Origin of the sequence: Mesorhizobium sp. Cs1321R2N1 (genome assembly GCF_037179725.1) — a bacterium.
Lineage (GTDB): Bacteria > Pseudomonadota > Alphaproteobacteria > Rhizobiales > Rhizobiaceae > Mesorhizobium > Mesorhizobium salmacidum.
Genome location: NZ_JAPYKP010000055.1, coordinates 1 through 22,272 on the forward strand (window position 1 = coordinate 1; position 22,272 = coordinate 22,272).

The 22,272-nt window shown below is 63.4% G+C and carries 21 protein-coding genes; 13 read left to right on the forward strand and 8 right to left on the reverse strand.

Annotated elements, in window-relative coordinates:
* Positions 1-120: 120 nt before the first annotated feature.
* Both rsmA and O7A61_RS15995 read left to right on the forward strand, forming a co-directional pair.
* Positions 121-954, forward strand: coding sequence for a 16S rRNA (adenine(1518)-N(6)/adenine(1519)-N(6))-dimethyltransferase RsmA (gene rsmA, locus O7A61_RS15990; RefSeq protein ID WP_337130599.1), 834 nt, complete (start codon positions 121-123; stop codon positions 952-954).
* A gap of 68 nt (positions 955-1,022) precedes the next feature.
* Entirely contained in the window at positions 1,023-1,316 is a 294-nt protein-coding gene (locus O7A61_RS15995; RefSeq protein ID WP_027144114.1) for a DUF1330 domain-containing protein, read from the forward strand.
* Positions 1,317-1,322: 6 nt separating this feature from the next.
* Here the strand turns inward: O7A61_RS15995 and gmk are convergent, their stop codons facing one another.
* The 7 genes from gmk to fabD all read right to left on the reverse strand — a co-directional run bounded on the left by gmk (position 1,323) and on the right by fabD (position 7,932).
* Positions 1,323-1,979 carry a guanylate kinase gene (gmk, locus tag O7A61_RS16000; RefSeq protein WP_337130616.1) on the reverse strand — a complete coding sequence of 219 codons (657 nt, stop codon included), beginning with the start codon at positions 1,977-1,979 and terminating at the stop codon, positions 1,323-1,325.
* 21 nt (positions 1,980-2,000) lie between these two features.
* On the reverse strand, positions 2,001-2,891 hold the full coding sequence (locus O7A61_RS16005; protein ID WP_027144116.1) for a YicC/YloC family endoribonuclease: 891 nt from the start codon (positions 2,889-2,891) through the stop codon (positions 2,001-2,003).
* 150 nt (positions 2,892-3,041) lie between these two features.
* Positions 3,042-4,325 (reverse strand): endolytic transglycosylase MltG, encoded by a 1,284-nt coding sequence (gene mltG, locus O7A61_RS16010; RefSeq protein WP_337130600.1) that lies wholly within the window; start codon positions 4,323-4,325, stop codon positions 3,042-3,044.
* Between the two features lie 102 nt (positions 4,326-4,427).
* Complete coding sequence (gene fabF / locus O7A61_RS16015) at positions 4,428-5,690, reverse strand: beta-ketoacyl-ACP synthase II (protein WP_027144118.1); 1,263 nt, start codon at positions 5,688-5,690, stop codon at positions 4,428-4,430.
* A gap of 34 nt (positions 5,691-5,724) precedes the next feature.
* The gene (locus O7A61_RS16020; RefSeq protein WP_006203723.1) at positions 5,725-5,961 is read right to left on the reverse strand and encodes an acyl carrier protein; all 237 of its coding nucleotides are present in this window, start codon (positions 5,959-5,961) and stop codon (positions 5,725-5,727) included.
* A gap of 222 nt (positions 5,962-6,183) precedes the next feature.
* A complete protein-coding gene (fabG, locus tag O7A61_RS16025; RefSeq protein ID WP_337108030.1) occupies positions 6,184-6,921 on the reverse strand; it encodes a 3-oxoacyl-[acyl-carrier-protein] reductase in 738 nt (245 codons plus the stop codon).
* Positions 6,922-6,978: 57 nt separating this feature from the next.
* Positions 6,979-7,932: an ACP S-malonyltransferase gene (gene fabD, locus O7A61_RS16030; protein WP_337130601.1), complete on the reverse strand. Its 954-nt coding sequence runs from the start codon at positions 7,930-7,932 to the stop codon at positions 6,979-6,981.
* Between the two features lie 245 nt (positions 7,933-8,177).
* Between fabD and O7A61_RS16035 the strand changes: the two genes are divergently transcribed.
* Complete coding sequence (locus tag O7A61_RS16035) at positions 8,178-10,139, forward strand: LTA synthase family protein (protein ID WP_337130602.1); 1,962 nt, start codon at positions 8,178-8,180, stop codon at positions 10,137-10,139.
* A gap of 42 nt (positions 10,140-10,181) precedes the next feature.
* Here O7A61_RS16035 and O7A61_RS16040 read toward each other — a convergent pair whose 3' ends face one another.
* The gene (locus O7A61_RS16040; protein ID WP_337130603.1) at positions 10,182-11,822 is read right to left on the reverse strand and encodes a pilus assembly protein; all 1,641 of its coding nucleotides are present in this window, start codon (positions 11,820-11,822) and stop codon (positions 10,182-10,184) included.
* Positions 11,823-12,286: 464 nt separating this feature from the next.
* Here O7A61_RS16040 and rpsF point away from each other — a divergent pair, with 464 nt between their 5' ends.
* From rpsF to purF, 10 genes are all read left to right on the forward strand, one after another.
* On the forward strand, positions 12,287-12,775 hold the full coding sequence (gene rpsF / locus O7A61_RS16045; RefSeq protein WP_027144123.1) for a 30S ribosomal protein S6: 489 nt from the start codon (positions 12,287-12,289) through the stop codon (positions 12,773-12,775).
* Positions 12,775-13,023, forward strand: a complete 249-nt coding sequence (rpsR, locus tag O7A61_RS16050) for a 30S ribosomal protein S18 (protein ID WP_006203718.1) — start codon at positions 12,775-12,777, stop codon at positions 13,021-13,023. Before rpsF ends, rpsR begins: the two co-directional genes overlap by 1 nt.
* Positions 13,024-13,238: 215 nt before the next feature.
* Positions 13,239-13,823, forward strand: a complete 585-nt coding sequence (gene rplI, locus O7A61_RS16055) for a 50S ribosomal protein L9 (protein WP_027144124.1) — start codon at positions 13,239-13,241, stop codon at positions 13,821-13,823.
* Between the two features lie 161 nt (positions 13,824-13,984).
* Complete coding sequence (locus O7A61_RS16060) at positions 13,985-15,313, forward strand: cyclopropane-fatty-acyl-phospholipid synthase family protein (protein WP_337130604.1); 1,329 nt, start codon at positions 13,985-13,987, stop codon at positions 15,311-15,313.
* A gap of 89 nt (positions 15,314-15,402) precedes the next feature.
* Positions 15,403-15,726 carry a YnfA family protein gene (locus O7A61_RS16065; RefSeq protein WP_337130605.1) on the forward strand — a complete coding sequence of 108 codons (324 nt, stop codon included), beginning with the start codon at positions 15,403-15,405 and terminating at the stop codon, positions 15,724-15,726.
* 3 nt (positions 15,727-15,729) lie between these two features.
* On the forward strand, positions 15,730-16,695 hold the full coding sequence (locus O7A61_RS16070; protein ID WP_337130606.1) for a small ribosomal subunit Rsm22 family protein: 966 nt from the start codon (positions 15,730-15,732) through the stop codon (positions 16,693-16,695).
* 245 nt (positions 16,696-16,940) lie between these two features.
* Positions 16,941-18,431 (forward strand): replicative DNA helicase, encoded by a 1,491-nt coding sequence (locus tag O7A61_RS16075; protein WP_027144128.1) that lies wholly within the window; start codon positions 16,941-16,943, stop codon positions 18,429-18,431.
* Between the two features lie 125 nt (positions 18,432-18,556).
* Entirely contained in the window at positions 18,557-19,960 is a 1,404-nt protein-coding gene (gene radA / locus O7A61_RS16080) for a DNA repair protein RadA (RefSeq protein ID WP_027144129.1), read from the forward strand.
* 47 nt (positions 19,961-20,007) lie between these two features.
* On the forward strand, positions 20,008-20,667 hold the full coding sequence (locus O7A61_RS16085) for a CvpA family protein (protein WP_337130607.1): 660 nt from the start codon (positions 20,008-20,010) through the stop codon (positions 20,665-20,667).
* Between the two features lie 105 nt (positions 20,668-20,772).
* Positions 20,773-22,242 (forward strand): amidophosphoribosyltransferase, encoded by a 1,470-nt coding sequence (gene purF, locus O7A61_RS16090; protein WP_027144131.1) that lies wholly within the window; start codon positions 20,773-20,775, stop codon positions 22,240-22,242.
* Positions 22,243-22,272 lie beyond the last annotated feature (30 nt).

Below are 22,272 nucleotides of genomic sequence, written 5' to 3' on the forward strand. Positions count from 1 at the left end.
AACGCCGCAGGTCTCATGCGGGCCCTCGAAGGGCGAGCACCACAGGCGGTCGTTACGGTGGCGCGGGACCAACGCCCAATCAGCTCTTAAACTGATTCAACGCAATCGTGAGGTTGCCTGATGAGCATCGATGGGCTGCCGCCGCTGCGTGACGTCATCGAGCGCCATGGGCTGCAGGCGAAAAAGGCGCTCGGCCAGAACTTCCTGCTCGATCTCAATTTGACCGGCAAGATCGCACGCAGTGCCGGCGACCTGACGAATGCCACGGTGATCGAGGTTGGGCCCGGGCCTGGAGGGCTGACAAGAGCGCTGCTATCGAACGGCGCCCGCCGGGTCGTCGCCATCGAGCGCGACGAACGCTGCCTGGCGGCGCTTGCCGAGGTGTCCGCTCACTACCCAGGTCGGCTGGAGGTGATTTCAGGCGACGCGCTGAAGATCGACTTCGCCGCCCTCGCCTCGGGGACCGGCCACGCTCCGGTCCGGATCGTGGCCAATCTGCCCTACAACATCGGCACCGAACTGCTGGTCCGATGGCTGACGGTCGCGGACTGGCCGCCCTTCTATGCCTCGATGACGCTGATGTTCCAGCGTGAGGTGGCGCAGCGCATCGTCGCCGCACCCGACAGCGACGCCTATGGCAGGCTGGGTGTGCTCGCCGGCTGGCGCACGCAGGCCAGGATCGCCTTCGACGTCCCGCCTCAAGCCTTCACGCCACCGCCCAAGGTCACCTCCTCGGTGGTGCATCTGGAACCACGCGCGACGCCCCTGCCCGCCGAGGTGAAGAAACTCGGCCGGGTCACGGAAGCCGCCTTCGGCCAACGCCGAAAGATGCTGCGGCAGAGCGTGAAAAGCCTCGGCGGCGAGGCCTTGCTCGAAAGAGCGGGGATCGACCCGACGCGACGTGCCGAAACGCTCAGCGTCGAGGAGTTCGTGCGGCTGACCAATGCGGTCTAGCGCCGGCAGGTCTGGAATTGTGATGACCGAGGCATAGGTAGTCTGGCGAACATGCCGGAGAACCAGGAATGCCCGCCTATGTCATTTCCGATGTCACGGTCCGCGACGAAAAGGCGTTGCAGACATACCGCTCCCGCGCCGCGGCCTCGATCGCCCGGCATGGCGGGCGTTATCTGGTGCGCGGCGGCCAAGTGCAGACGCTGGAGGGTGATTGGCATCCTGGTCCGCTGATCGTCGTTGAATTTCCCGACATCGAGCGGGCAAGGCGCTGGTACGCATCCGCCGAATATGCGGCGGCGCTGGAGGTGCGCGATGCCGCGCTCAGCCGACATCTGATCCTGGTCGAGGGCATGGCGCCCTGACGCCAGTCACACGGTCTTTTCGTCCAACAATCCCGACACGAAATCGAAGAGACCGGGCCGGCGGTCGCGCCGCAGCCGCTCGGCCACGACGATGCCGCGAACCTCGGCGAAGGCACGGTCGAGATCGTCATTGACGATGACGAAGTCATATTCCTTCCAGTGCTCGATCTCGTTGCGGGCGTTCTTCAGCCGCGTCTCGATCACCGCTTCCTGGTCCTCGGCGCGCCGCTTCAGCCGCGCCTTCAATTCCTTCATCGACGGAGGCAGGATGAAGATCGAGACGATGTCGGCACGCATCTTCTCCTTGAGCTGCTGGGCGCCCTGCCAGTCGATGTCGAACAGCATGTCGCGGCCCTGCGCCAGCGCCAGTTCGGCCGGCTCGCGCGGTGTCGCATAGCAATTGCCGTGCACTTCCGCCCATTCGAGGAGCGCGTCGGAATCGCGCAATCGCTCGAATTCGCGCAACGTGCGGAAATGGTAATGAACGCCCTCGATTTCCGAACCGCGGCGTGGCCTCGTGGTGACCGAGACCGACAGTTCAAGGCTGGAGTCGCTCTCCAGAAGATTGCGCGCGATCGTCGACTTGCCGGCACCCGATGGCGACGACAGGACGAGCATCAGCCCCCGGCGGCGGATCCGGGACCCCATATCCCTGGGAACCATCGGTTCCTTGGCGACCATCGGCTACTCCAGATTCTGGACCTGTTCACGAAACTGGTCGACGACCGCCTTCAGTTCGAGCCCGATCGCGGTGACGGCGGCGGCATTCGACTTCGAACACAGCGTATTCGATTCGCGGTTAAATTCCTGTGCCAGAAAATCGAGCTTGCGGCCGACGGCGCCGCCGCCCTCGAGCAAGGCCCGGCCAGACGCGACATGCGTTTTCAGCCGGTCGATCTCTTCGCGAATATCGGCCTTGGTGGCAAGGAACGCCGCCTCCATGTGCAGCCGGCTTGCATCCAGATTGGCGGATGCGTCCATCAGCAGCCGGACCTGCTCGGCAATGCGTTCGCGGATCGCCGCCGTATCGCGTGACGGGTCGGCTTCCGCGCGCAGCGTCAGTGTCTCGATGGTGTCGATATGGCCGGACAAAAGCACGGCCAGCGCGGCGCCCTCGCCTTGCCTGGCCTGTTCCAGGCCGTTCAGCGCCACGTCCAGCGCGGCCATGATGGAGGTATCGAGCGCGGCCCGCACTTCTTCGGTTTCGATGGTTTCGGCAACGTCGAGCACGCCACGCAGCGACAGCAATCCGTCAGCCGTCGCGGGCGCAACGCCGAACTGTTCCTGCAGCCGCTTGGCCAGACCGGCGAGATCTTTCAAAAACGCCTCGTTGACGACAGGTTGCGTCTGCGCGCTGGCGGCGCGGCCGATGGTCAGCGTCGCCTGGAAATTGCCGCGGGCGAAACGCTTCTGCAGCGTTTGCCTGACCACAGGCTCCAGCCGCTCGAATCCCTGAGGCAGCCGCAGGCGAACCTCGACGCTCTTGCCATTGACGGATTTGACTTCCCAGGCAATCGCGGTGCCGTCATGCTCGGCGACGACGCGCGCAAAACCGGTCATGCTCTGCAAATTCATGTCGCCCTGTACACCCCTGGCGCCTTACCCCGAAACGGTTTTCCGGAGGGGCAAGCGCGGCTTAAAATGACCACACCGCGAATGCGTCGAAATCGGACGCCCGGCGTTCCTTCAAATGTCAGGCCGCCGCCTTCCAGGCCTTTCTTCACCTTACTGGACCGCGCCCGCATCACCGCCGGCATCGCCGTTGTCACCACCGGTGCCGTCGCTGTCGTCAGCAGGCTTGTCGGAAGCAGGGTTGTCGGCAGCAGGCTTGTCGGCACTGCCGCTGGTACCGGCGGCAGCGGCGGCCTTGGCTGCTTCATCGGCCTGCTTCTTCTGCAGCGCGCGATAGCGGGCGACGTTTTCATTGTGCTCGTTCAGGGTCGACGCAAAGACGTGACCGCCCGTGCCGTCGGCGACGAAATAGAGGTCGTCGGTCTTCGACGGATTGGCCACGGCCTCGAGGGCCGCGCGGCCTGGATTGGCGATAGGCGTCGGCGGCAGGCCGCTGATCACATAGGTGTTGTAAGGCGTCTGCTTCTGGATGTCGGACTGGTAGATCGGGCGGTCCACCGGCTTGCCCTTGCCGCCAAACAGACCATAGATGATGGTCGGATCGGACTGCAGGCGCATGCCCTTGGCCAACCGGTTCAGGAAGACAGCAGCCACCCGTGAGCGTTCATCGCCCTTGCCGGTTTCCTTCTCGACGATCGAGGCCAGGGTGACAAAGTCCTCGACGTTGGCCAGCGGCAGATCCGGCGCGCGCCGCTGCCACACCTCATCGACCAGTTTCTTCTGATCGGCGAGCAGCTTTTCGACCATCTGCTGACGCGTTGCGCCACGCGTGAAGCGCAGCGTGTCGGTGGCAAGGCTGCCCTCGGGGGGCGTCTTCGCCGGCATATCGCCGCTTAGGGCGGGTTCGTCGGCGATGCGCTGCAAGGCCTGCTCGACCGTCAGCCCTTCGGGAATAGTCAGCGAGTACATCACCGACTTGCCGCTCTTCAGGAGTTCCATGATGTCGCGCATGGATGCCCTGGGCTTGATCTCGTATTCTCCGGCCTTGAGTGCCGAATCGTTGCCGAAGGCACGCACGCCGAGGCGGAATACGCGGGCGTCGCTGATCAGTCCGCGGCGCTCAAGCTGGTCGGCGATATCCTGGACGCCACTGTTGGGCTTGACGAGGAAAGTGTCGCCATTGGCGGCAGGGCCGGGCTCGGTAAACTCCTGCTTGCCGAAATAGAGGGCCACGCCCGCCGCCAGAACCATCAGCATCACCGAGGAGATGACGAAGTTCATGAACACGACGACCTGGCTGCGCGAAGCGCGCGAGCGTTTCGGCGGCGGCGTTCCGGCTTCCGGCCGCAGCGCCTCGCTGGCCGTCTTCGGCACGATCGGCCCGGTATTCGCCGGCCTTTGCCCGAATTCTCCGTTGCCTGACGGATTTGTGTTCATTTCGCCCTACCGTTCGATCTCTCAACGAATCCCCTGCGGCAGAGTAGGGGCGAATATGGCAAAATTGACGGCACGCCAAAGCATTGCCCGGCAACCGGACCGTCAGCCATTATACCGCTGGAAGACGAGCGAGGCGTTGGTGCCGCCGAAGCCGAAGGAATTGGACAGGGCTACGTCGATCTGGCGAGGGCGTGGCTTGTTCGGCACCAGGTCGATCGCGGTTTCGCGTTCGGGATTGTCGAGGTTGATGGTCGCCGGTGCGATATTGTCGCGGATGGCGAGGATCGAAAAGATCGCTTCGGCCGCGCCGGCTGCTCCCAGCAAATGGCCGATCGACGACTTGGTCGACGACATTGAAATCTTGGACGCCGCATTGCCGACCAACCGCTCGACAGCGCCGAGTTCGATCGTATCGGCCATGGTCGAGGTGCCGTGCGCATTGATGTAGTCGACATCGGCTGGCGTAAGCTTTGCCCGGTTCAGCGCCGCCGTCATGCAACGGAAGGCCCCGTCGCCATCTTCTGCCGGTGCGGTGATGTGATAGGCGTCGCCGGTCAGGCCGTAGCCGGTCACCTCGGCGTAGATCTTCGCGCCACGCGCCTTGGCATGCTCGAGCTCTTCCAGCACGACGACACCGGCGCCTTCGCCCATGACGAAGCCGTCGCGGTCGCGGTCGTAAGGCCGCGAGGCCGTTTGCGGGCTATCGTTGCGCTCGGTCGAGAGTGCCCGGCAGGCGGCGAAGCCGGCGAGCGAAAGCCGGGTCACCGGCGATTCGGCGCCACCGGCCAGCATGATGTCGGCATCGCCGAAGATGATCAGCCGGGCGGCGTCGCCGATGGCGTGCGCGCCGGTCGAGCAAGCGGTGACCACAGCGTGGTTGGGGCCTTTCAATCCGTGCCGGATCGAAACCTGGCCCGACACGAGATTGATGATATTTCCGGGAATGAAGAACGGGCTGATGCGGCGCGGCCCGCGTTCCTTGAGGATGATCGCGTTCTCGGCGATGCCCTCAAGACCGCCGATGCCGGAGCCGATCAGCACACCGGTGGCGCAACGCTCCTCCTCGGTGGAAGGCTGCCAGCCGGAATCCTTCAGCGCTTCATCGGCGGCCGCGATCCCGTACAGGATGAAGTCGCCGATCTTGCGAAGTTCCTTCGGCTCAAGAATGGCTTCGGGATTGAGCGTGCCGTTGGAGCCGTCGCCACGCGGAATGACGTGGGCGATCTTGCAGGCAAGATCGTCCACCTCGAACTCGGTGACGCGCTTGGCAGCGCTGCGGCCGGTCAGCAGTTCCTTCCAGCCGTGCTCGAAGCCCATACCGAACGGTGAAACCAGGCCAAGGCCCGTGACGACGACACGCCTCATCGCAGGTCCTCCCCGGTGATGACTGCCGAAAGCGTCAGGCCGAAGCCTTGTCGATGTACTTCACCGCATCGCCGACGGTCAGAATGGTCTCGGCTGCGTCATCGGGGATCTCGACGCCGAATTCTTCTTCGAACGCCATGACCAGTTCGACCGTGTCGAGGCTGTCAGCGCCCAGATCATCGATGAAGCTCGCCTGCTCCGTCACTTTGTCGGCATCGACGCCAAGGTGTTCGATGACGATCTTCTTGACGCGCTCTGCGGTGTCACTCATTTGGGCATCCTCGTCTTTTGTTTGTCTGTCTTCGTTAGCGGGCGGAATGCCGCTAATCAAGCTGAAAGATGGTCCTGCCGGAAACGCAACGGCCACGGACCGGTTTTTGCCCGAACCGCCGGGTTGCGGGCCGCATTACACGAAAAATAGCCAAGGTCCAAGCCGAAATGGTGGGTTTTCACAGCGCGGCGATGTTACCGCGGACCTCGCTCAGATCCTCGCTCAGATCATCGCCATACCGCCATTCACATGAATGGTCTGCCCGGTTACGTAGGCGGCCTCGTTCGAAGCCAGATAGGCAACGGCGGACGCCACTTCGGCACTGGTGCCCATGCGCTTCGTGGGGATCGCCGCCATGATCGCCTCTTTCTGCTTGTCGTTGAGCTTGTCGGTCATCGCCGATTCGATGAAGCCCGGAGCGACGCAGTTGACGGTGATGTTGCGGGTGGCGATTTCCTGCGCCAGCGACTTCGATAACCCGATCATACCGGCCTTGGAGGCACAGTAATTCGCCTGGCCGGGATTGCCGGTCACGCCGACCACCGAAGTGATGTTGATGATGCGGCCATGGCGGCGGCGCATCATCGGGTGGGTCAGTTCACGGGTCAGCCTGAAAACGGCGGTGAGGTTAACCTCCAGCACCGTATCCCAGTCGGCGTCCGACATGCGCACGAACAGGCCGTCCTTGGTGATGCCGGCATTGTTGACCAGAATGTCGACGCCCTCGAGATCGGCCTCCGCCTTCTGGCCGAGTGCCTTGACCTCGTCGCGGTTCGACAGGTTGGCCGGGAACAGCTTGACCCGGTCGCCCAGTTCGGAGGCCAGCGTTTCCAGTTTCTCGAGGCGCGTGCCGTGCAGGCCGACGATCGCGCCCTGCGCATGCAACACCCTGGCGATCGCCTCGCCGATGCCCCCCGATGCGCCGGTGACAAGCGCCTTGCGGCCGGTCAATTCGAACATTTTTGTCTCCAGGTTGAGAAGAGGGCATCCCGTATAGGGATGGTATCAAATGGCGTTTTATGCAAGCGCCGCCAATGCCGCCTCGACCTCGGCCGCGGAACCTACAGAGGCGGTGGCGATGTCGCGGTTGATGCGCCGCGCCAGGCCCGAAAGCACCTTGCCGGCGCCGATCTCGTAAAGCGTGGAGACGCCGTTGGCTCCGAACCATTCCACCGTTTCGCGCCAGCGCACGCGGGCAACCACCTGTTCGACCAGACGCCGTGCGATCTCATCGGGGTCACTGGTCGGAGTGACGGTGACGTTGGAGACGATGGGCACGACCGGCGCGGCCCTCGCGACGCTCGACAGCGCCTCGCGCATGATCTCGGCCGCCGGTGTCATCAGCGCGGAATGGAAAGGCGCCGAAACCTGCAGCATCAGGGCCCGTTTGGCACCCTTTTCCGTGCACAGTCTCGCCGCCAGTTCCACCGCGGCTCTCGTGCCTGATATGACCAGCTGGCCGCCGCCATTGTCGTTCGCCACCTGGCAGGCGGCGGCCTTGCCAGCGCCCAGGGCGGCCTCGGCACAGGCAGCTTCGACATCGGCCTGCTCCAACCCGATGATCGCCGCCATGGCGCCCTCGCCGGCCGGCACCGCCGCCTGCATGGCGTTGCCGCGAATGCGCAGCAGACGGGCGGCATCGGCAACGGAAACGAAGCCGGCGGCGGCGAGTGCCGAATATTCGCCCAGCGAATGGCCGGCGACATAGGCGACCTTATCCTTCAGCGAGAAACCGCGCGCTTCCAGCGCCCTGATCGCCGCCAGCGATACCGCCATGAGGGCCGGCTGCGCATTGGCCGTCAGCGTCAGGGTTTCTTCGGGACCTTCCCAGATCAGCTTCGACAGGTTTTCGCCGAGCGCGTCATCGACTTCCTGGAAGATCCTGCGCGCCTCGGGAAAGGCATCGGCGAGATCCTTGCCCATGCCGACAGCCTGGCTTCCTTGTCCTGGAAAGGTGAATGCGACGGCCATGCGGGGGCTCCCCAGACTTGTTTTGCTTGACTGATACTACGAATTTTCCCTGCCTGTGACGCAAGGCAGGCCGCCAAGTCAAGCCCGGTTCAACCCGGAGCCGAACCCGAACCATGCGCCGAGCGCCTGTTCCCAAAGGGCTTTGCGACGATCACACCTGATGAAAACCGCTCACGAATCGTTTGCTGGCTCTTCTTATTTCCGCCATAGGCGCTAGCTTTGCGTGACAATTATATGACAATCGAATGACGTGGATTGTCTTGGGGTGGGAAGTTAAAGTGGCAAAGAGCTTCAAACGTGCCGGCAACGCCGCGCCGCAGTTCCTGGAAGACGATCCGTCCACCGGCTATCTGCCGGGCCGGCGATGGCCGGTCGTCCGTTACGGGCTGATCAGCCTGGCGATCTCGGCAGTGCTGGTGTTCGCCATCGAACTGATCGTGCGCGGCGATGTTGCCGGCACCGTTTCCTTCTTCCTGCAGCCGTTCAAGCCGGGCTGGACAACCATCGTCGTGTTCGCGCTGGTCCTGATCGGTCTCGACGCGGTGCTCGGGCGCAGTCATCAGAGCCTGATGATCGTGGCGCCGCTGACCCTGTCGCTGGCCTTTGTCGGCCACCAGAAATCGCATTATCTCGGCGATCCGCTCTACCCCACGGATTTTCTCTATGCCCGCCAGATCTTCGCCCTGCTGCCGCTGCTGGTGCGCGAGCGGCCTATGACCGCGCTCGCCATGGTCGCGGGCATCGTCGCGGGCCTGTCCCTGCTCGTCTACGGCTGGCGGCTTTGGCGCCGCAAGGTTCCAGCCCTCAGCCACAAGGGCCGCCTTGCCCGGCTGACGCTGGCGGTGCCGCTGCTCGCCTTCTTCGTCTCGATCATGGACTACGCCACTTTCTCGTGGACGCGGGACCGGCTGCAGATCATCCCCATCATGTGGGACCAGAAGGAAAACTACGCCTCCAACGGCTTTGCGCTCGCCTTCGCACTCAACGTGCCGATGGCGCATGTCTCGGCACCACCAGGCTATTCCGACAAGGCAATTGCGGCCATTGACCGAACCAATGTGACGGCCTCGGTGCCTACCGAGAAGCCCGACATCATCGTCGTCATGAGCGAATCCTTCTGGGATTCAACCAAGCTGCCCGGCGTCACCATCACCCCGGATCCGATCCCCAATGTGCGGGCGCTCCGTTCGGGCTCGATGTTCTCGCCCGAATTCGGCGGCATGACCGCCAACATCGAATTCGAAGCGCTGACCGGGTTCTCGAACGCCTTCCTGCCGGCCGGCAGCATCCCCTACCAGCAATATGTACGCACCCCGACGCCGTCGATGGCGACCTTCCTGAAGAGCGAAGGCTATAGGGCACGCGCCATCCATCCAGGCACAAACTGGTTCTGGAATCGCGGCGCGGTCTATGCCGATTTCGGCTTCAACGACTTCAAATCGGAAGAGACGCTGCCGCCCATGGAAAAGCGCGGACCGCTGGCATCCGACGCCGCGATGACCGACGAGATCATCCGCGAAGCCGACGCCAGCGACGACCCGGTCTTCTTCTTCGCCGTCAGCCTGCAGAACCATGGCCCGTATGAACCGAACCGCTATTCGAACCCGACCCACTCGGTGCAAGCCCCGATCAGCCAGTGGGCGCGTGACTCGCTGATCTCCTACGCCGAGGGTTCAGCCGACGCGGACCGCGGCCTCGAGCGGCTGATCGAATGGGCCAAGACGCGCGAGCGGCCAACGATTGTCGCCTTTTTCGGTGACCACCTGCCGCCGCTCGGACCGGTCTATGTCGAGACCGGCTTCCTGAAGGACAATGTCGCGCCACGCAAGGAACCGACGCCGGAGGCGGCTCTCGAACACCACGCGACACCGCTGATCATCTGGTCGAACCGCTCGGGCCCGGTCGAGAATCTGGGGACGGTGAGCCCTGCCTTCCTGCCCTATCATATCCTCACCGCCGCGGGCATCACCCACCCCTACTACACCGGTTTCCTGGGCGACATGCGGCAGCGCTATCGTGTCGTCGACCGCAATTTGTTGCTGACGCCGACGGGCGAGGCCACGTCCGACTGGGCGCGACAGAAGGAGATCGACCCGGCGATCCGCGATTTCCGTCTGTTGCAATACGACATGATGTTCGGCAAACGCCTCGCGGCACCCGACTTCTTCCCTGAAACGGTCGACAAGGTTGTCTCCCATACCAGTTGAGCCGACCGGTCGGCTCAGGCCCGATGCTTTCGGGCCATGGGTTCAATTCGTCAATTGCAGCTTCGAGAACTTGTTGGCGATCTGCAGGAACACGTCCGGCAGTTTGGTCGGGTCATTGACGGCATAATAGTTGCTCGGGTCGGAAGCGCAGGCGCTGTAAAGCGTGCGGTTGGCGGGCGTGTCGGATTGCAGCACCAGGGTGTAGATTTGCACCCCCTCGTTCTTCAACTGCGTGCAGACGCTCTTGGTCCAGCCGTCGACATTGCGGGCCGCCGTCGCCTGGTTATCCGACCCGAAGCGGCCACCCGCCAGATAGCCATAGGATGTGTAGTCGGATTTCGTCGGCTGTTCGCTCGCACCATAGACGACATTCTCACCGTCGGTGAGCAACAGCACGATCTTGCTGATGCCAGGCGTCTTCCACGGCGCCCCGTCGGTATAAGGCGGAGCGGGCGACAGCACACGCATGCCCCACGACAGGCCCTCCGACACATTGGTGCCCGAGCCGTTCCACTCGGTCATCTGGCTTGCCGCCTGGCGCAGCTTGTCGAAATCTTCGGTCAAGGGAACGACAGGGGTCGGGCAGGAACGGTTCGGGCCAACGGTGACGGAAGTTCCTGTCTCGGTGATAAGTTCCTTTTCTGGCGCCACATATTTGGCGACTTTTTCCTTGGTGGCTTTGTCGGGATCGCTGCCGAGGCCGCTGAAGTCGATGCCGAGCCGGTTGTTGCCTTTTTGTTTGTCCAGCTTGACCGTGTCGCCGGTGTCGGCGAGATAAGAATTGTTGTAGTATTTTGCCTCATTGCCATAGGTGCTGGACGGCATCTGCGCATCTCCGGGATCATCCGGCGCAAAATAGGGAACGAACAGCGTGTCGGGCTTGGTCGGGTCGGGCGGCGTGTCGGAAATGTTGTAGGCGCCGGGCCGCGCCTCCACGCAGCCCTTCCATCCCGTGTCGTTCCATCCGGGCTCGGCCCATCCGGTGTCCTTGAGCTGCTTGAACAGCGCCATGTGGTTCGGGCGTTTGCCGTCGATGACGGGGAAATTTATGCCGTTGGTCGAGGATTTGCCGTCCATATCGATCCAGGACGGGTCGAACCCGTCGCCGTTGACGTTGACGGCCGTGACGAATGGCACCAGTGAGGCACGGACCTGGCGCGTCGGCGATTTTGTCGATTCGAGAGTATCGAGCAATGATTTGGTCGCGGCCCTGAGCGCCGTCATACGGGCGCCGCGCATCGAGCCGGTATTGTCCAGCACCAGCACGACTTCGAGCTGATTGTTCGATTCGACCGCCGAGGCATCGACCACGATGTGCTTGCTCTGGCCAAACAGGAAAGCGAAGTTCAGATTGACGTCGGCCGAGGCGACCGCCTTGGTCTTGATGAAATTGACGCCCTTGTCGACGGTCAGCGTCGCCTGCGCGTTGACGAGTTCGCCATGCCCGGCGATGTTTGCCTGGAAATAGCGGTTGAAGGCGTCGGTGCGGGTAATGTCCAGATCGCCAAGATGCGACGAGGCAAGGTTTGCGGAATCGAGCGCATTCTGCAGGTTGCTCTTCGCCCGCATCATGGTCGAGACATCGGTCGCGAAGGCTACGGCTGACAGAATGGCTGGCAGCCCCAACCCCATCAGAAGCGCGAAATTGCCGCTCTTCGAGCGCCAGAATCTGTTGAGAAGCATCCTTACCCCCGGAAATGCCTGCCGCTTGATATGCGCGGTTGCCCGGTCTTTTGCATGTTGCATGATGAATCGACCGTTGACGGTGGGGCTCAACCCGGCGCAAGCTGATGTTGTGGTTAAGCGCCGGTTGCTGGGAAAACCGCCAGGCCTTGCGCGCGCCGCGGGTTGATTTTCTGGCGGCTGCGACATCGGGGATGCCGCTTGCCCTTGCCTTATCAGCGGATTGCTGTATAGACGCCGCCAATCTGCCGGTCCCAGCTGGGGGCTGAACGGAGGGCCGGAGGTTTTTTCTAGAACCTTCGTGTGATGCCAGAAGCGCTTCCGCCTCCCGTGTCTCCGCTCTCGACCGTCTCGTCATGCTCCTTTCTTCCCCGCGCCTTTCGAGGCACACGCGGGTCAGAGAAGTTGCAGAGGCTTTTGCCGCCGGGAACCGGGAGAGAAACGAAGAAAGGCACTGATACATAATGGCTCTTTACGAACATGTGTTTCTTGCCCGGCAGGACCTCTCGCAGCAGCAGGTCGATGCGCTTGTCGAACAGTACAAGGGCGTCATCGCAGCAAATGGCGGGTCCGTCGGCCGGGTCGAGAACTGGGGACTGAAGTCCCTCACCTACCGGGTCAACAAGAACCGGAAGGCATACTACACGCTGATGGACCTCACCTGCCCGCCGGCGGCGCTCAACGAGATGGAGCGCCAGATGGGTCTGTCCGAGGACGTGCTGCGTTTCCTGACCATCAAGGTCGAGGCGCATGAGGAAGGCCCTTCGGCCATGATGCAGAAGCGCGAAGAGCGCTCCGAGCGCGGCGGCTTCGGCGATCGCGACCGTGGCGATCGTCCGGCGCGCAGCTTCGGCGACCGCGGCGATCGTGGCCCGCGCTCGTTCGGCGATCGCGAAGGCGGCGACCGTGGTCCGCGCCGTCCGCGCGAAGGTTTTGAAGGGGGTGCAGAATAATGGTCGACATCAACCAGATCCCGACCCGGCGCCCTTTCCATCGCCGCCGCAAGACCTGTCCGTTCTCCGGCGCCAACGCACCGAAGATCGACTACAAGGATGTGCGTCTGCTGCAGCGCTACATTTCCGAGCGCGGCAAGATCGTGCCGTCGCGCATCACCGCCGTTAGCCAGAAGAAGCAGCGCGAGCTCGCCAAGGCGATCAAGCGCGCCCGCTTCCTCGGCCTGCTGCCCTACGTGGTTCGCTAATTCTTCCGAACGGGCGGTTCGCCGCCCGTTCCTTATCGCCGGCCATGACGGGCATGACCGGTTAGGCATCAAATCCCGAGTTGAGGTCAAAACCTCTAACTGCCGCGACAGGCAGGACAGCGACACCGGCGGCAACGCCCTTTTGCTTCCTGACCTGTTCCAGAGAATTCGGCGCCGGCCTTGTGGACGGACGCCCAACCAAAAGGAACATAATCATGGACGTCATTCTTCTCGAACGCGTCTCCCGCCTCGGCCAGATGGGCGATACCGTCAAGGTCAAGGACGGTTTTGCCCGCAACTTCCTGCTGCCGCAGGGCAAGGCGCTGCGCGCCAACGAAGCCAACAAGAAGAAATTCGAAGGCCAGCGCGCCCAGCTCGAAGCCCGCAACCTCGAGCGCAAGTCTGAAGCCGCGCAGGTTGCCGAAAAGCTCGACGGCAAGAGCTTCATCGCCGTTCGCTCGGCCGGCGAGACCGGTCAGCTCTACGGTTCGGTGTCGACGCGCGACATCGCCGATCTGCTGATTACGGAGGGCTTCACGGTCAACCGCAACCAGATCCAGCTCAACCAGCCGATCAAGACCATCGGTGTCACCAATGTGGCGATCGCCCTGCATCCGGAAGTCGAAGTCACCATCACGCTCAACATCGCCCGCACGGCCGATGAGGCCGAACGCCAGGCCAAGGGCGAGACGCTGACCACCGCCGAAGCTATTTACGGCGACGACATCAACGACAATGCGCGGCCGGAAAACTTCTTCGATCCGAATGCCGAGTTCGAAGGCGGCGAAGAAAACGCCTGATCGCACAGGTCCGAGCCACTCGGACCACCGCTTTCCAGCCATTTCTGGACCAATGCCCGGGCCTCTCGCCCGGGCATTTTTGTGCCAAAAGGAACTTTTCGAAACCCTATATATTGATGCAGAGTAGGACAGCCTGTCTGACCGCGAGGGGACATCGGACAATGAATATTCTGTTGAAGCGCGTTCTCGACCGCCTGGTGCGCACGGGCAATCTCAAAGTAACCGGGCCGCAGGGTTCGACATTCATCTTCGGCGACGGCAGCGGCGAGCCGGTGCATATGCACATCAAGACCCGGCATGCCGAGCGCGCCATCACCTTCGACCCGATGCTGGCGGTGCCTGAATCGTACATGGACGGCGAGCTGGACATTCTTGAAGGCGGCGTGCTCGGACTGATGCGCATTGCCTTCCAGAACATGGGCAGCGGCGGCATCGACGCAACCTGGTCGAAAGCCATCGAGGGCCTGCGCCACGCCTTCCGCCGCCTGCAGCAGATCAACACCGCCTCGCGCTCGCGCCGCAACGTGCAGCGCCACTACGATCTGTCGGGCGAGCTCTACCGGCTCTTCCTCGATGAGGACGTGCAGTATTCCTGCGCCTATTTCGAGCAACCGGACATGACGCTGGACGAGGCGCAGGCCGCCAAAAAGCGCCATATCGCCGCCAAGCTCCGGCTGAAGGCCGGCCAGACGGTGCTCGACATCGGCTCCGGCTGGGGCGGCCTCGGCCTCTACCTCGCCAAAGCCTTCGACGTCGACGTACAAGGCGTGACGCTGTCGACCGAACAGCATGGCGTCGCCACCGACCGGGCGCATGCGCAAGGGCTGGAAAACCACGTCCATTTCGAGCTGAAGGATTATCGCGAGCTCAACGAACGCTTCGACCGCATCGTGTCGGTCGGCATGTTCGAGCATGTCGGCGTCAACCATTACCGGACCTTCTTCGACAAGGCGGCAACATTGCTGAAGCCTGATGGTGTCATGCTCCTGCACACGATCGGCCGCTCCGGCGTGCCATGGGCGACCAGCGCTTTCATCCGCAAGTATATTTTCCCCGGCGGCTACATTCCGGCAATGTCCGAAGTACTGCCGGCGATCGAGAAGTCCGGCCTCGTGGTCACCGACGTCGAGATCCTGCGGCTCCACTATGCCGACACGCTGAAGCACTGGGGCCAGCGCTTCGCCGCCAACCGCGACAAGGCCAAGGCTATCTATGACGAACGCTTCTGCCGCATGTGGGAGTTCTATCTGGCCGCCTCGGAAGCCGCCTTCCGTTGGCAGGATCTGGTGATTTTCCAGTTCCAGATCACCAAGACGAACGACACGCTGCCGATGACGCGCGACTATATGGCCAAATGCGAAAAAGCTCTGGAAATGCGCGACATGGGGCACCGTGAAGATATGGGGCACCGTGAAGATATGGGCCGCCGCGAGGCGGCTCCCGCCGAGAAGCCCGCCAAGCCCGCCCGCCGACGCAAGGTGGCGGAATAGGAACGGCGCTGTCAGGACGCATTATTGGCGCTTGCCATTGCCGGCTCCTGCCCCGAAAAAGGCCTCGTGATCGAAGCGAGGCCTTTTTCATGACCTATCTCCTCTACACAGCCGCGGCGCTGGCCGAGATCGCCGGCTGCTTTTCGGTGTGGGCGTGGTGGCGATTGGAGAAGTCGCCGCTCTGGCTGCTGCCGGGCTTTGCCTCGCTGCTTGTGTTCGCCTGGCTTCTGGCATTGATCGGCATAGGCGCCGCCGGCCGCGCCTATGCCGCTTACGCCGGTATCTACATCGCTGCCTCGCTCGCCTGGTTGTGGCTGGTCGAGGGCGTGCGGCCCGATCGCTGGGACCTTGCCGGTGCGGCGCTCTGCATGGCCGGCGCCTCGATCATCCTGCTCGCACCGAGAGGGGCATAGGCCGTGGAACTGCCGGCCACTCTTCGACAGGCTGTCGATCGCATTTTGGAAAAGGTGCCGCTGCCGGACCTGAAGCAGGCAGCAAAAATCCTGTCCGACCGCTACCGCGCCGAACTGCGCGACGGGCGCCTGCACATGGCGCAGGACATGGCGGTCAAGGCCTATCTGACGACGCGGATGCCGGCGACCTACGCGGCGGTCCGCGCCAGCCTCGATGCGCTCGCCGAAGCCCGGCCGGATTTCACACCCGCGACCTTGCTCGACGTTGGCGCCGGCCCTGGCACGGTGCTTTGGGCTACCAGCGATCTCTGGCCTGAACTGGAACTGGCAACGTTGTTCGAGGCGAGTGCCGCAGTGCGCAAGATCGGCGAGACACTCGCGGCCGGCGCAATCGCGGCCCGGACCATCTGGCGGGCCGGCGATGTCACGACAGACCTTGCCGACCTTCAACCGGCCGACCTCGTCACATGCGCCTATGTGCTGGACGAGATCGTGCCGGCATCCTTGCCCAAAATGGTCGACCGGCTATGGCAACTCACGACGGACACGTTGCTGATCGTCGAGCCGGGCACGCCGGCGGGCTGGCTGCGAATTCTGGCCGTGCGGCAGCAACTGATCGCCGCCGGCTCGCATCTGCTGGCGCCTTGCCCGCACGAAGCACCCTGCCCGCTAAACCCGCCCGACTGGTGCCACTTTTCCCGCCGCGTCGCCCGCTCGCGCCTGCACCGGCTGGCCAAGGACGCGGAGGTGCCGTGGGAAGACGAGAAATTCATTTATGTCGCTGCTTCGCGCCAGCCGGCTGCCTCCCTCGCCGCACGAGTGATCGCGCCGCCGAAATCAGGATCCGGCAAGGTGTCGCTGAAATTATGCGAGGCAGACGGCAGCGCCGACGAAAAGCTCTTCACCAAACGCGACGGCGACGCCTTCAAGGTGGCGCGGCGGCTGGACTGGGGCGATGCGCTGGCGTGAGATGAACCGAAGACCATCGCTCCGCAATCCGATGTCAACCAGCGCCCACTTTCCTGTTTTGTTCTCCTTCGAGAAACGCTAAACTCGCAACTCTCGATTCGAGTCAATTGCTATTCTTTCCACGGAAAAATTTTGGCTGTGAATCGCGAGCATCAAAGCCGCTTCGACACGAGCTGTTGCAGATAAGTCAGCATCGACTTGTCCAGTTCTGATATCGAAAGGCCGGGATCTAAATCGGGGACATCATGGCAGAGGCAGCGCGAAAATTCGGCGTGGCGGAGCAACCGCTCTATCGCGAATCGCCCAACAACATCGAGGCCGAGCAGGCGCTGCTTGGCGCCATCCTCGTCAACAACGATGCCTTCTACCGAGTGTCCGACTTCCTGAAGTCCGGCCATTTCCATGAACCCCTGCACCGCAAGATCTTCGACGTCGCGGCCGAGTTGATCCGCATGGGCAAGGCGGCGACGCCGATCACGCTGAAGACCTTCCTGCCGGCCGACGAAAAGGTCGGCGACATGACGGTGGCGCAATATGTCGTGCGGCTGGCGGTGGAAGCCGTCACCGTCGTCAACGCCACCGATTACGGCCGCGCCATCTACGACCTGGCGACGCGCCGGGCGCTGATCACGGTCGGCGAGGACATGGTCAACATCGCCTATGACGCACCTGTCGACATGTCGCCTTCCGAACAGATCGAGGACGCCGAGCGCCGCCTGTTCGAGCTGGCTGAAACCGGGCGCTATGACGGCGGCTTCGAGAGCTTCACCGACGCGGTCAAGACCGCGGTCGACATGGCCAACGCCGCCTATATGCGCGACGGCGGTCTGTCGGGCCTCGCCACCGGCTTGCGCGATCTCGACCGCCGCATGGGCGGCCTGCAGTCGTCCGATCTGATCATCATCGCCGGCCGTCCAGGCATGGGCAAGACATCGCTCGCCACCAACATCGCCTTCAACATTGCCGAGATGTACGAGCCGGCGCAGCAGGCCGACGGCTCGTTCAAGGCGGCAAATGGCGGCGTCGTCGGGTTTTTCTCGCTCGAAATGTCGTCCGAACAGCTCGCAACCCGTATCATTTCCGAACAGACGGAAATCTCTTCCTCGAAGATCCGTCGCGGCGAAATCAGCGAAATGGATTTCGAAAAGCTGGTCGCCTGTTCGCAGACCATGCAGAAGATCCCGCTGTTTATCGACCAGACCGGCGGTATTTCCATTGCCCAGTTGTCTGCCCGCGCGCGTCGCCTGAAGCGCCAGCGTGGCCTCGACCTGATCGTCATCGACTATATCCAGCTGATGCAGGGCTCATCCGCCAAGTCTTCGCAGAACCGCGTGCAGGAAATCACCGAGATCACCACGGGCCTGAAGGCGCTGGCCAAGGAACTGGCCGTGCCGATCATCGCGCTGTCGCAGCTCTCGCGTCAGGTCGAAAGCCGCGACGACAAGCGCCCGCAGCTCTCCGACCTGCGCGAATCCGGTTCGATCGAGCAGGACGCCGACGTCGTCATCTTCGTCTATCGCGAGGAATATTATCTCAAAAACCGCGAGCCGAAGCTCGGCACCGAGGAATACGTCAAGTGGGAAAATGACATGAACGAGATGCGCGGCAAGGCCGAGGTGATCGTGGCCAAGCAGCGCCACGGGCCGACCGGCTCGGTCACGCTCGCCTTCCACGGCGAATTCACCCGCTTCTCGGATTTGGCGGAAGAGCACCACATCGCGGAGAGGTTTGAGTAGCCTTTTGCCCGCGGTCGCAACAGAAATACGCAAGCAAGGCGTCCTACGACGCTCCCCTCTGTCCGGCAGGACAGAAGGGGGCGCGGAGGATCGCGGCGCCCTCAAGCGCGCGGGAAGGTAAAAGCGTGGCCAAATCCCGCGTCCAGTTCATCTGCCAGAATTGCGGTTCGGTGCACCAGCGCTGGGCCGGCAAATGCGATGCCTGCGGCGAGTGGAACACGCTGGTCGAGGAAGGCACGTCAGGCGGCATCGGCTCGGGGCCTGCCAACACGCGCAACGCCCGCAAGGGCCGGGCCGTGGTGCTGACCACGCTTTCGGGCGACATCGAGGACGCACCGCGCATCGTCTCGGGCATCGGCGAACTCGACCGCGCCACTGGCGGCGGCTTCGTGCGCGGCTCGGCACTGCTGGTCGGCGGCGATCCCGGCATCGGCAAGTCGACGCTGCTCACCCAGGCCGCGGCCGCTCTTGCCTCCAAGGGCCATCGCATCGTCTATGTCTCGGGCGAAGAGGCCGTTGCCCAGATCAGGCTGCGTGCGCAGCGTCTCGGCGTCGCGTCGGCGCCCGTGGAACTGGCGGCCGAGACCAATGTCGAGGACATCCTCGCCACGATCGCCGACGGCAAGCGGCCGGATCTGGTTATCCTCGACTCGATCCAGACACTGTGGACCGACCTTGCCGATTCGGCGCCGGGCACGGTTACCCAGGTACGCGCCGCCGCGCAGGCAATGATCCGCTACGCGAAATCCACGGGCGCCGCGATCGTGCTGGTCGGCCACGTCACCAAGGAAGGCCAGATCGCGGGTCCGCGCGTGGTCGAGCACATGGTCGACGGCGTACTCTATTTCGAGGGCGAAGGCGGCCACCACTTCCGCATCCTGCGCACGGTGAAGAACCGCTTCGGACCGACCGACGAGATCGGCGTCTTCGAAATGTCGGACAAGGGTCTGCGCGAGGTCTCCAACCCGTCCGAACTTTTTCTTGGCGAACGGCACGCGAAATCGCCGGGAGCGGCGGTTTTCGCCGGAATGGAAGGCACCAGGCCCGTTCTGGTCGAGATCCAGGCGCTGGTCGCACCCTCCTCACTCGGCACGCCGCGCCGGGCGGTGGTCGGCTGGGACGGCGCGCGGTTGTCGATGGTGCTGGCGGTGCTGGAGGCGCATTGCGGTGTCCGTTTCGGGCAGCATGACGTCTATCTCAACGTCGCCGGCGGCTATCGCATCAGCGAGCCGGCGGCCGATCTCGCGGTCGCTGCCGCACTGGTTTCCTCGCTCACCGGTCTTGCCCTTCCCGCCGATTGCGTCTATTTCGGCGAAATCAGCCTTTCGGGCGCGGTGAGGCCGGTTGCGCATGCGCAGCAGCGCCTCAAGGAAGCCGAAAAGCTGGGTTTTGGTAGCGCGGTTCTGCCCTTGGGCAGCGAGGAACTTGCCGGAGGGATCGGGGCCGGCGCTTTCCAGCCCACCGAGCTTGCCGACCTCGTGGCGCGCATAGCCGGCTCACGGCGCAGCCGTGTCGACGATGAAGAGTGACGCGGCTCGCCGAGCCGTGAAAATGAGATCGGAGTGGGGCCAAAGACATGCCGATTACGCTGCTTGACGGAATTCTCGTCGGCTTCACCCTGGTCTCGGCGATGCTCGCCATGGTTCGCGGCTTTTCGCGCGAGGTGCTTTCGGTTGTTTCGTGGGCGGCGGCGGCGGCAGCCGCCTTCTTCTTCTACAAACCGGTCCTGCCCTACCTGAAGCCCTATATCGACAATGAGAAGATCGCCATGGCGGCGGCCGCCGGCGTCGTCTTCATCATCGCGCTGATCGTCGTGTCGGTCATCACCATGAAGCTCGCCGACTGGATCATCGATTCGCGCATCGGCGCGCTCGACCGCACGCTCGGCTTTCTCTACGGCGCCGCGCGCGGCATCCTGGTCGTCGCGGTGGCGCTGCTGTTCTTCAACTGGCTGGCCGGCGCCAAGGCCCCGGCCTGGGTCACGGAAGCCAAGTCGCGGCCGCTGCTGGAACAGATCGGCGCCAAGCTCGAGAGTCTGCTGCCAGAGGACCCGGAAAACGCCATTCTCAAGAAGCTCAATCCGAATCAGCCGGCCGCCGAGACGCCCGCCGCGCCGGACGCACCGGCGGCGGATGCTCCGGCCGGTGGCGACGACGCCAATGCGCCAGCGCCAGACGACAACGACGCCGGTCCTGCCGACAACACGGCCAAGCCGGCGCCAGCGCCGGCGAACTGAGGCAGCAAACTGGACGTCGGACGGTCGATCCATGTGAACGACCGCACGCAGTGCGTTGCTTTCGACGCGCGACGGCCTTATATGGCGATTTTAGCGGAGCTTAAGATGGCAGACGCAGACGACGTGCTTTCCGCCGAGGCTGACGATCATTTCCATGACGAGTGCGGCGTGTTCGGCATCTTTGGCCGGCAGGATGCGGCAGCCATCGTCACACTTGGTCTGCATGCGCTGCAGCATCGTGGCCAGGAAGCGGCCGGCATCGTCTCCTATGACGGCACGCAGTTCCATGTCGAACGCCATGTCGGCCTGATCGGCGACACCTTCACCAAGCAACGCGTCATCGACAGCCTGCAAGGCAACCGCGCCATCGGCCACACGCGCTACGCCACCACTGGTGGCGCCGGCATGCGCAACATCCAGCCCTTCTTCGCGGAGTTGGCCGATGGCGGCTTCGCCGTCGCCCATAACGGCAACCTCACCAACGCCATGACCGTGCAGCGCGCGCTGCAGCAGCAAGGCGCAATCTTCTCCTCCACTTCCGATACCGAGACGCTTTTGCACCTGGTTGCGACCAGCAAGGAACGCGATCTCAACTCGCGCTTCATCGACGCGGTGCGTCAGGTCGAGGGCGCCTTCTCGCTGGTGGCGATGACGGCCAAGAAGATGATCGGCTGCCGCGATCCGCTCGGCATCCGCCCGCTGGTTCTGGGCGATCTCGACGGCGCCTGGATCCTGGCCTCCGAGACCTGCGCGCTCGACATCATCGGCGCCCGTTTCGTGCGCGACCTGAAACCCGGCGAGATGGTCGTCGTCACTTCCAAGGGCATCGAGAGCCTGTTCCCGTTCGAACCACAGAAGACCCGCTTCTGCATCTTCGAATATGTCTACTTCGCCCGGCCCGACTCTTCGGTCGAAGGCCGCAACGTCTATGAGGTGCGCAAGCGCATCGGCGCCGAACTGGCGCAGGAAAATCCGGTCGAGGCCGACATCGTCGTGCCGGTGCCGGACTCCGGCACGCCGGCGGCGATCGGATTTTCCCAGGCGGCGGGCATTCCCTTCGAGCTCGGCATCATCCGCAACCACTATGTCGGCCGCACCTTCATCCAGCCAGGCGATTCGATCCGCCACATGGGCGTCAAGCTGAAGCACAACGCCAACCGCCGCATGATCGAGGGCAAGCGCGTGGTGCTGGTCGACGATTCGATCGTTCGCGGCACCACCAGCCAGAAGATCGTGCAGATGGTGCGCGACGCCGGCGCCAAGGAAGTGCACATGCGCATCGCCTCGCCGCCGACCAGCGCGTCGTGCTTCTACGGCGTCGACACGCCGGAGAAGTCGAAGCTGCTGGCTTCGCGCATGTCGGTGGAAGAGATGGCCGAGTTCATCCGCGTCGATTCGCTCGGCTTCCTCTCGATCAACGGGCTCTACCGTGCCGTGGGCGAGGCCGGCCGCGACGACGACCAGCCGCAATTCTGCGACGCCTGCTTTACCGGCCAATATCCGACCCGCCTGCTCGACTTCGAAGGCCACGACAATGTGCGCACGCTGTCGCTGCTGGCGAACAATGGGGCATAGGATTGCCGGACCGTCCTTAGCTCCAGCCAT

What these genes read in the sequence shown, in the direction of transcription:
- rplI (WP_027144124.1), top strand. Translation starts at nt 13,239, where the DNA reads ATGGACGTCATTCTTCTCGAACGCGTCTCCCGCCTCGGCCAGATGGGC.
- O7A61_RS16040 (WP_337130603.1), bottom strand. Translation starts at nt 11,822, where the DNA reads ATGCTTCTCAACAGATTCTGGCGCTCGAAGAGCGGCAATTTCGCGCTT.
- fabF (WP_027144118.1), bottom strand. Translation starts at nt 5,690, where the DNA reads ATGAGGCGTGTCGTCGTCACGGGCCTTGGCCTGGTTTCACCGTTCGGT.
- O7A61_RS15995 (WP_027144114.1), top strand. Translation starts at nt 1,023, where the DNA reads ATGCCCGCCTATGTCATTTCCGATGTCACGGTCCGCGACGAAAAGGCG.
- O7A61_RS16085 (WP_337130607.1), top strand. Translation starts at nt 20,008, where the DNA reads ATGCCGATTACGCTGCTTGACGGAATTCTCGTCGGCTTCACCCTGGTC.
- O7A61_RS16035 (WP_337130602.1), top strand. Translation starts at nt 8,178, where the DNA reads ATGACGTGGATTGTCTTGGGGTGGGAAGTTAAAGTGGCAAAGAGCTTC.
- O7A61_RS16005 (WP_027144116.1), bottom strand. Translation starts at nt 2,891, where the DNA reads ATGAATTTGCAGAGCATGACCGGTTTTGCGCGCGTCGTCGCCGAGCAT.
- mltG (WP_337130600.1), bottom strand. Translation starts at nt 4,325, where the DNA reads ATGAACACAAATCCGTCAGGCAACGGAGAATTCGGGCAAAGGCCGGCG.
- O7A61_RS16065 (WP_337130605.1), top strand. Translation starts at nt 15,403, where the DNA reads ATGACCTATCTCCTCTACACAGCCGCGGCGCTGGCCGAGATCGCCGGC.
- purF (WP_027144131.1), top strand. Translation starts at nt 20,773, where the DNA reads ATGGCAGACGCAGACGACGTGCTTTCCGCCGAGGCTGACGATCATTTC.
- rsmA (WP_337130599.1), top strand. Translation starts at nt 121, where the DNA reads ATGAGCATCGATGGGCTGCCGCCGCTGCGTGACGTCATCGAGCGCCAT.
- rpsF (WP_027144123.1), top strand. Translation starts at nt 12,287, where the DNA reads ATGGCTCTTTACGAACATGTGTTTCTTGCCCGGCAGGACCTCTCGCAG.
- fabD (WP_337130601.1), bottom strand. Translation starts at nt 7,932, where the DNA reads ATGGCCGTCGCATTCACCTTTCCAGGACAAGGAAGCCAGGCTGTCGGC.
- fabG (WP_337108030.1), bottom strand. Translation starts at nt 6,921, where the DNA reads ATGTTCGAATTGACCGGCCGCAAGGCGCTTGTCACCGGCGCATCGGGG.
- O7A61_RS16020 (WP_006203723.1), bottom strand. Translation starts at nt 5,961, where the DNA reads ATGAGTGACACCGCAGAGCGCGTCAAGAAGATCGTCATCGAACACCTT.
- rpsR (WP_006203718.1), top strand. Translation starts at nt 12,775, where the DNA reads ATGGTCGACATCAACCAGATCCCGACCCGGCGCCCTTTCCATCGCCGC.
- O7A61_RS16060 (WP_337130604.1), top strand. Translation starts at nt 13,985, where the DNA reads ATGAATATTCTGTTGAAGCGCGTTCTCGACCGCCTGGTGCGCACGGGC.
- gmk (WP_337130616.1), bottom strand. Translation starts at nt 1,979, where the DNA reads ATGGTTCCCAGGGATATGGGGTCCCGGATCCGCCGCCGGGGGCTGATG.
- O7A61_RS16075 (WP_027144128.1), top strand. Translation starts at nt 16,941, where the DNA reads ATGGCAGAGGCAGCGCGAAAATTCGGCGTGGCGGAGCAACCGCTCTAT.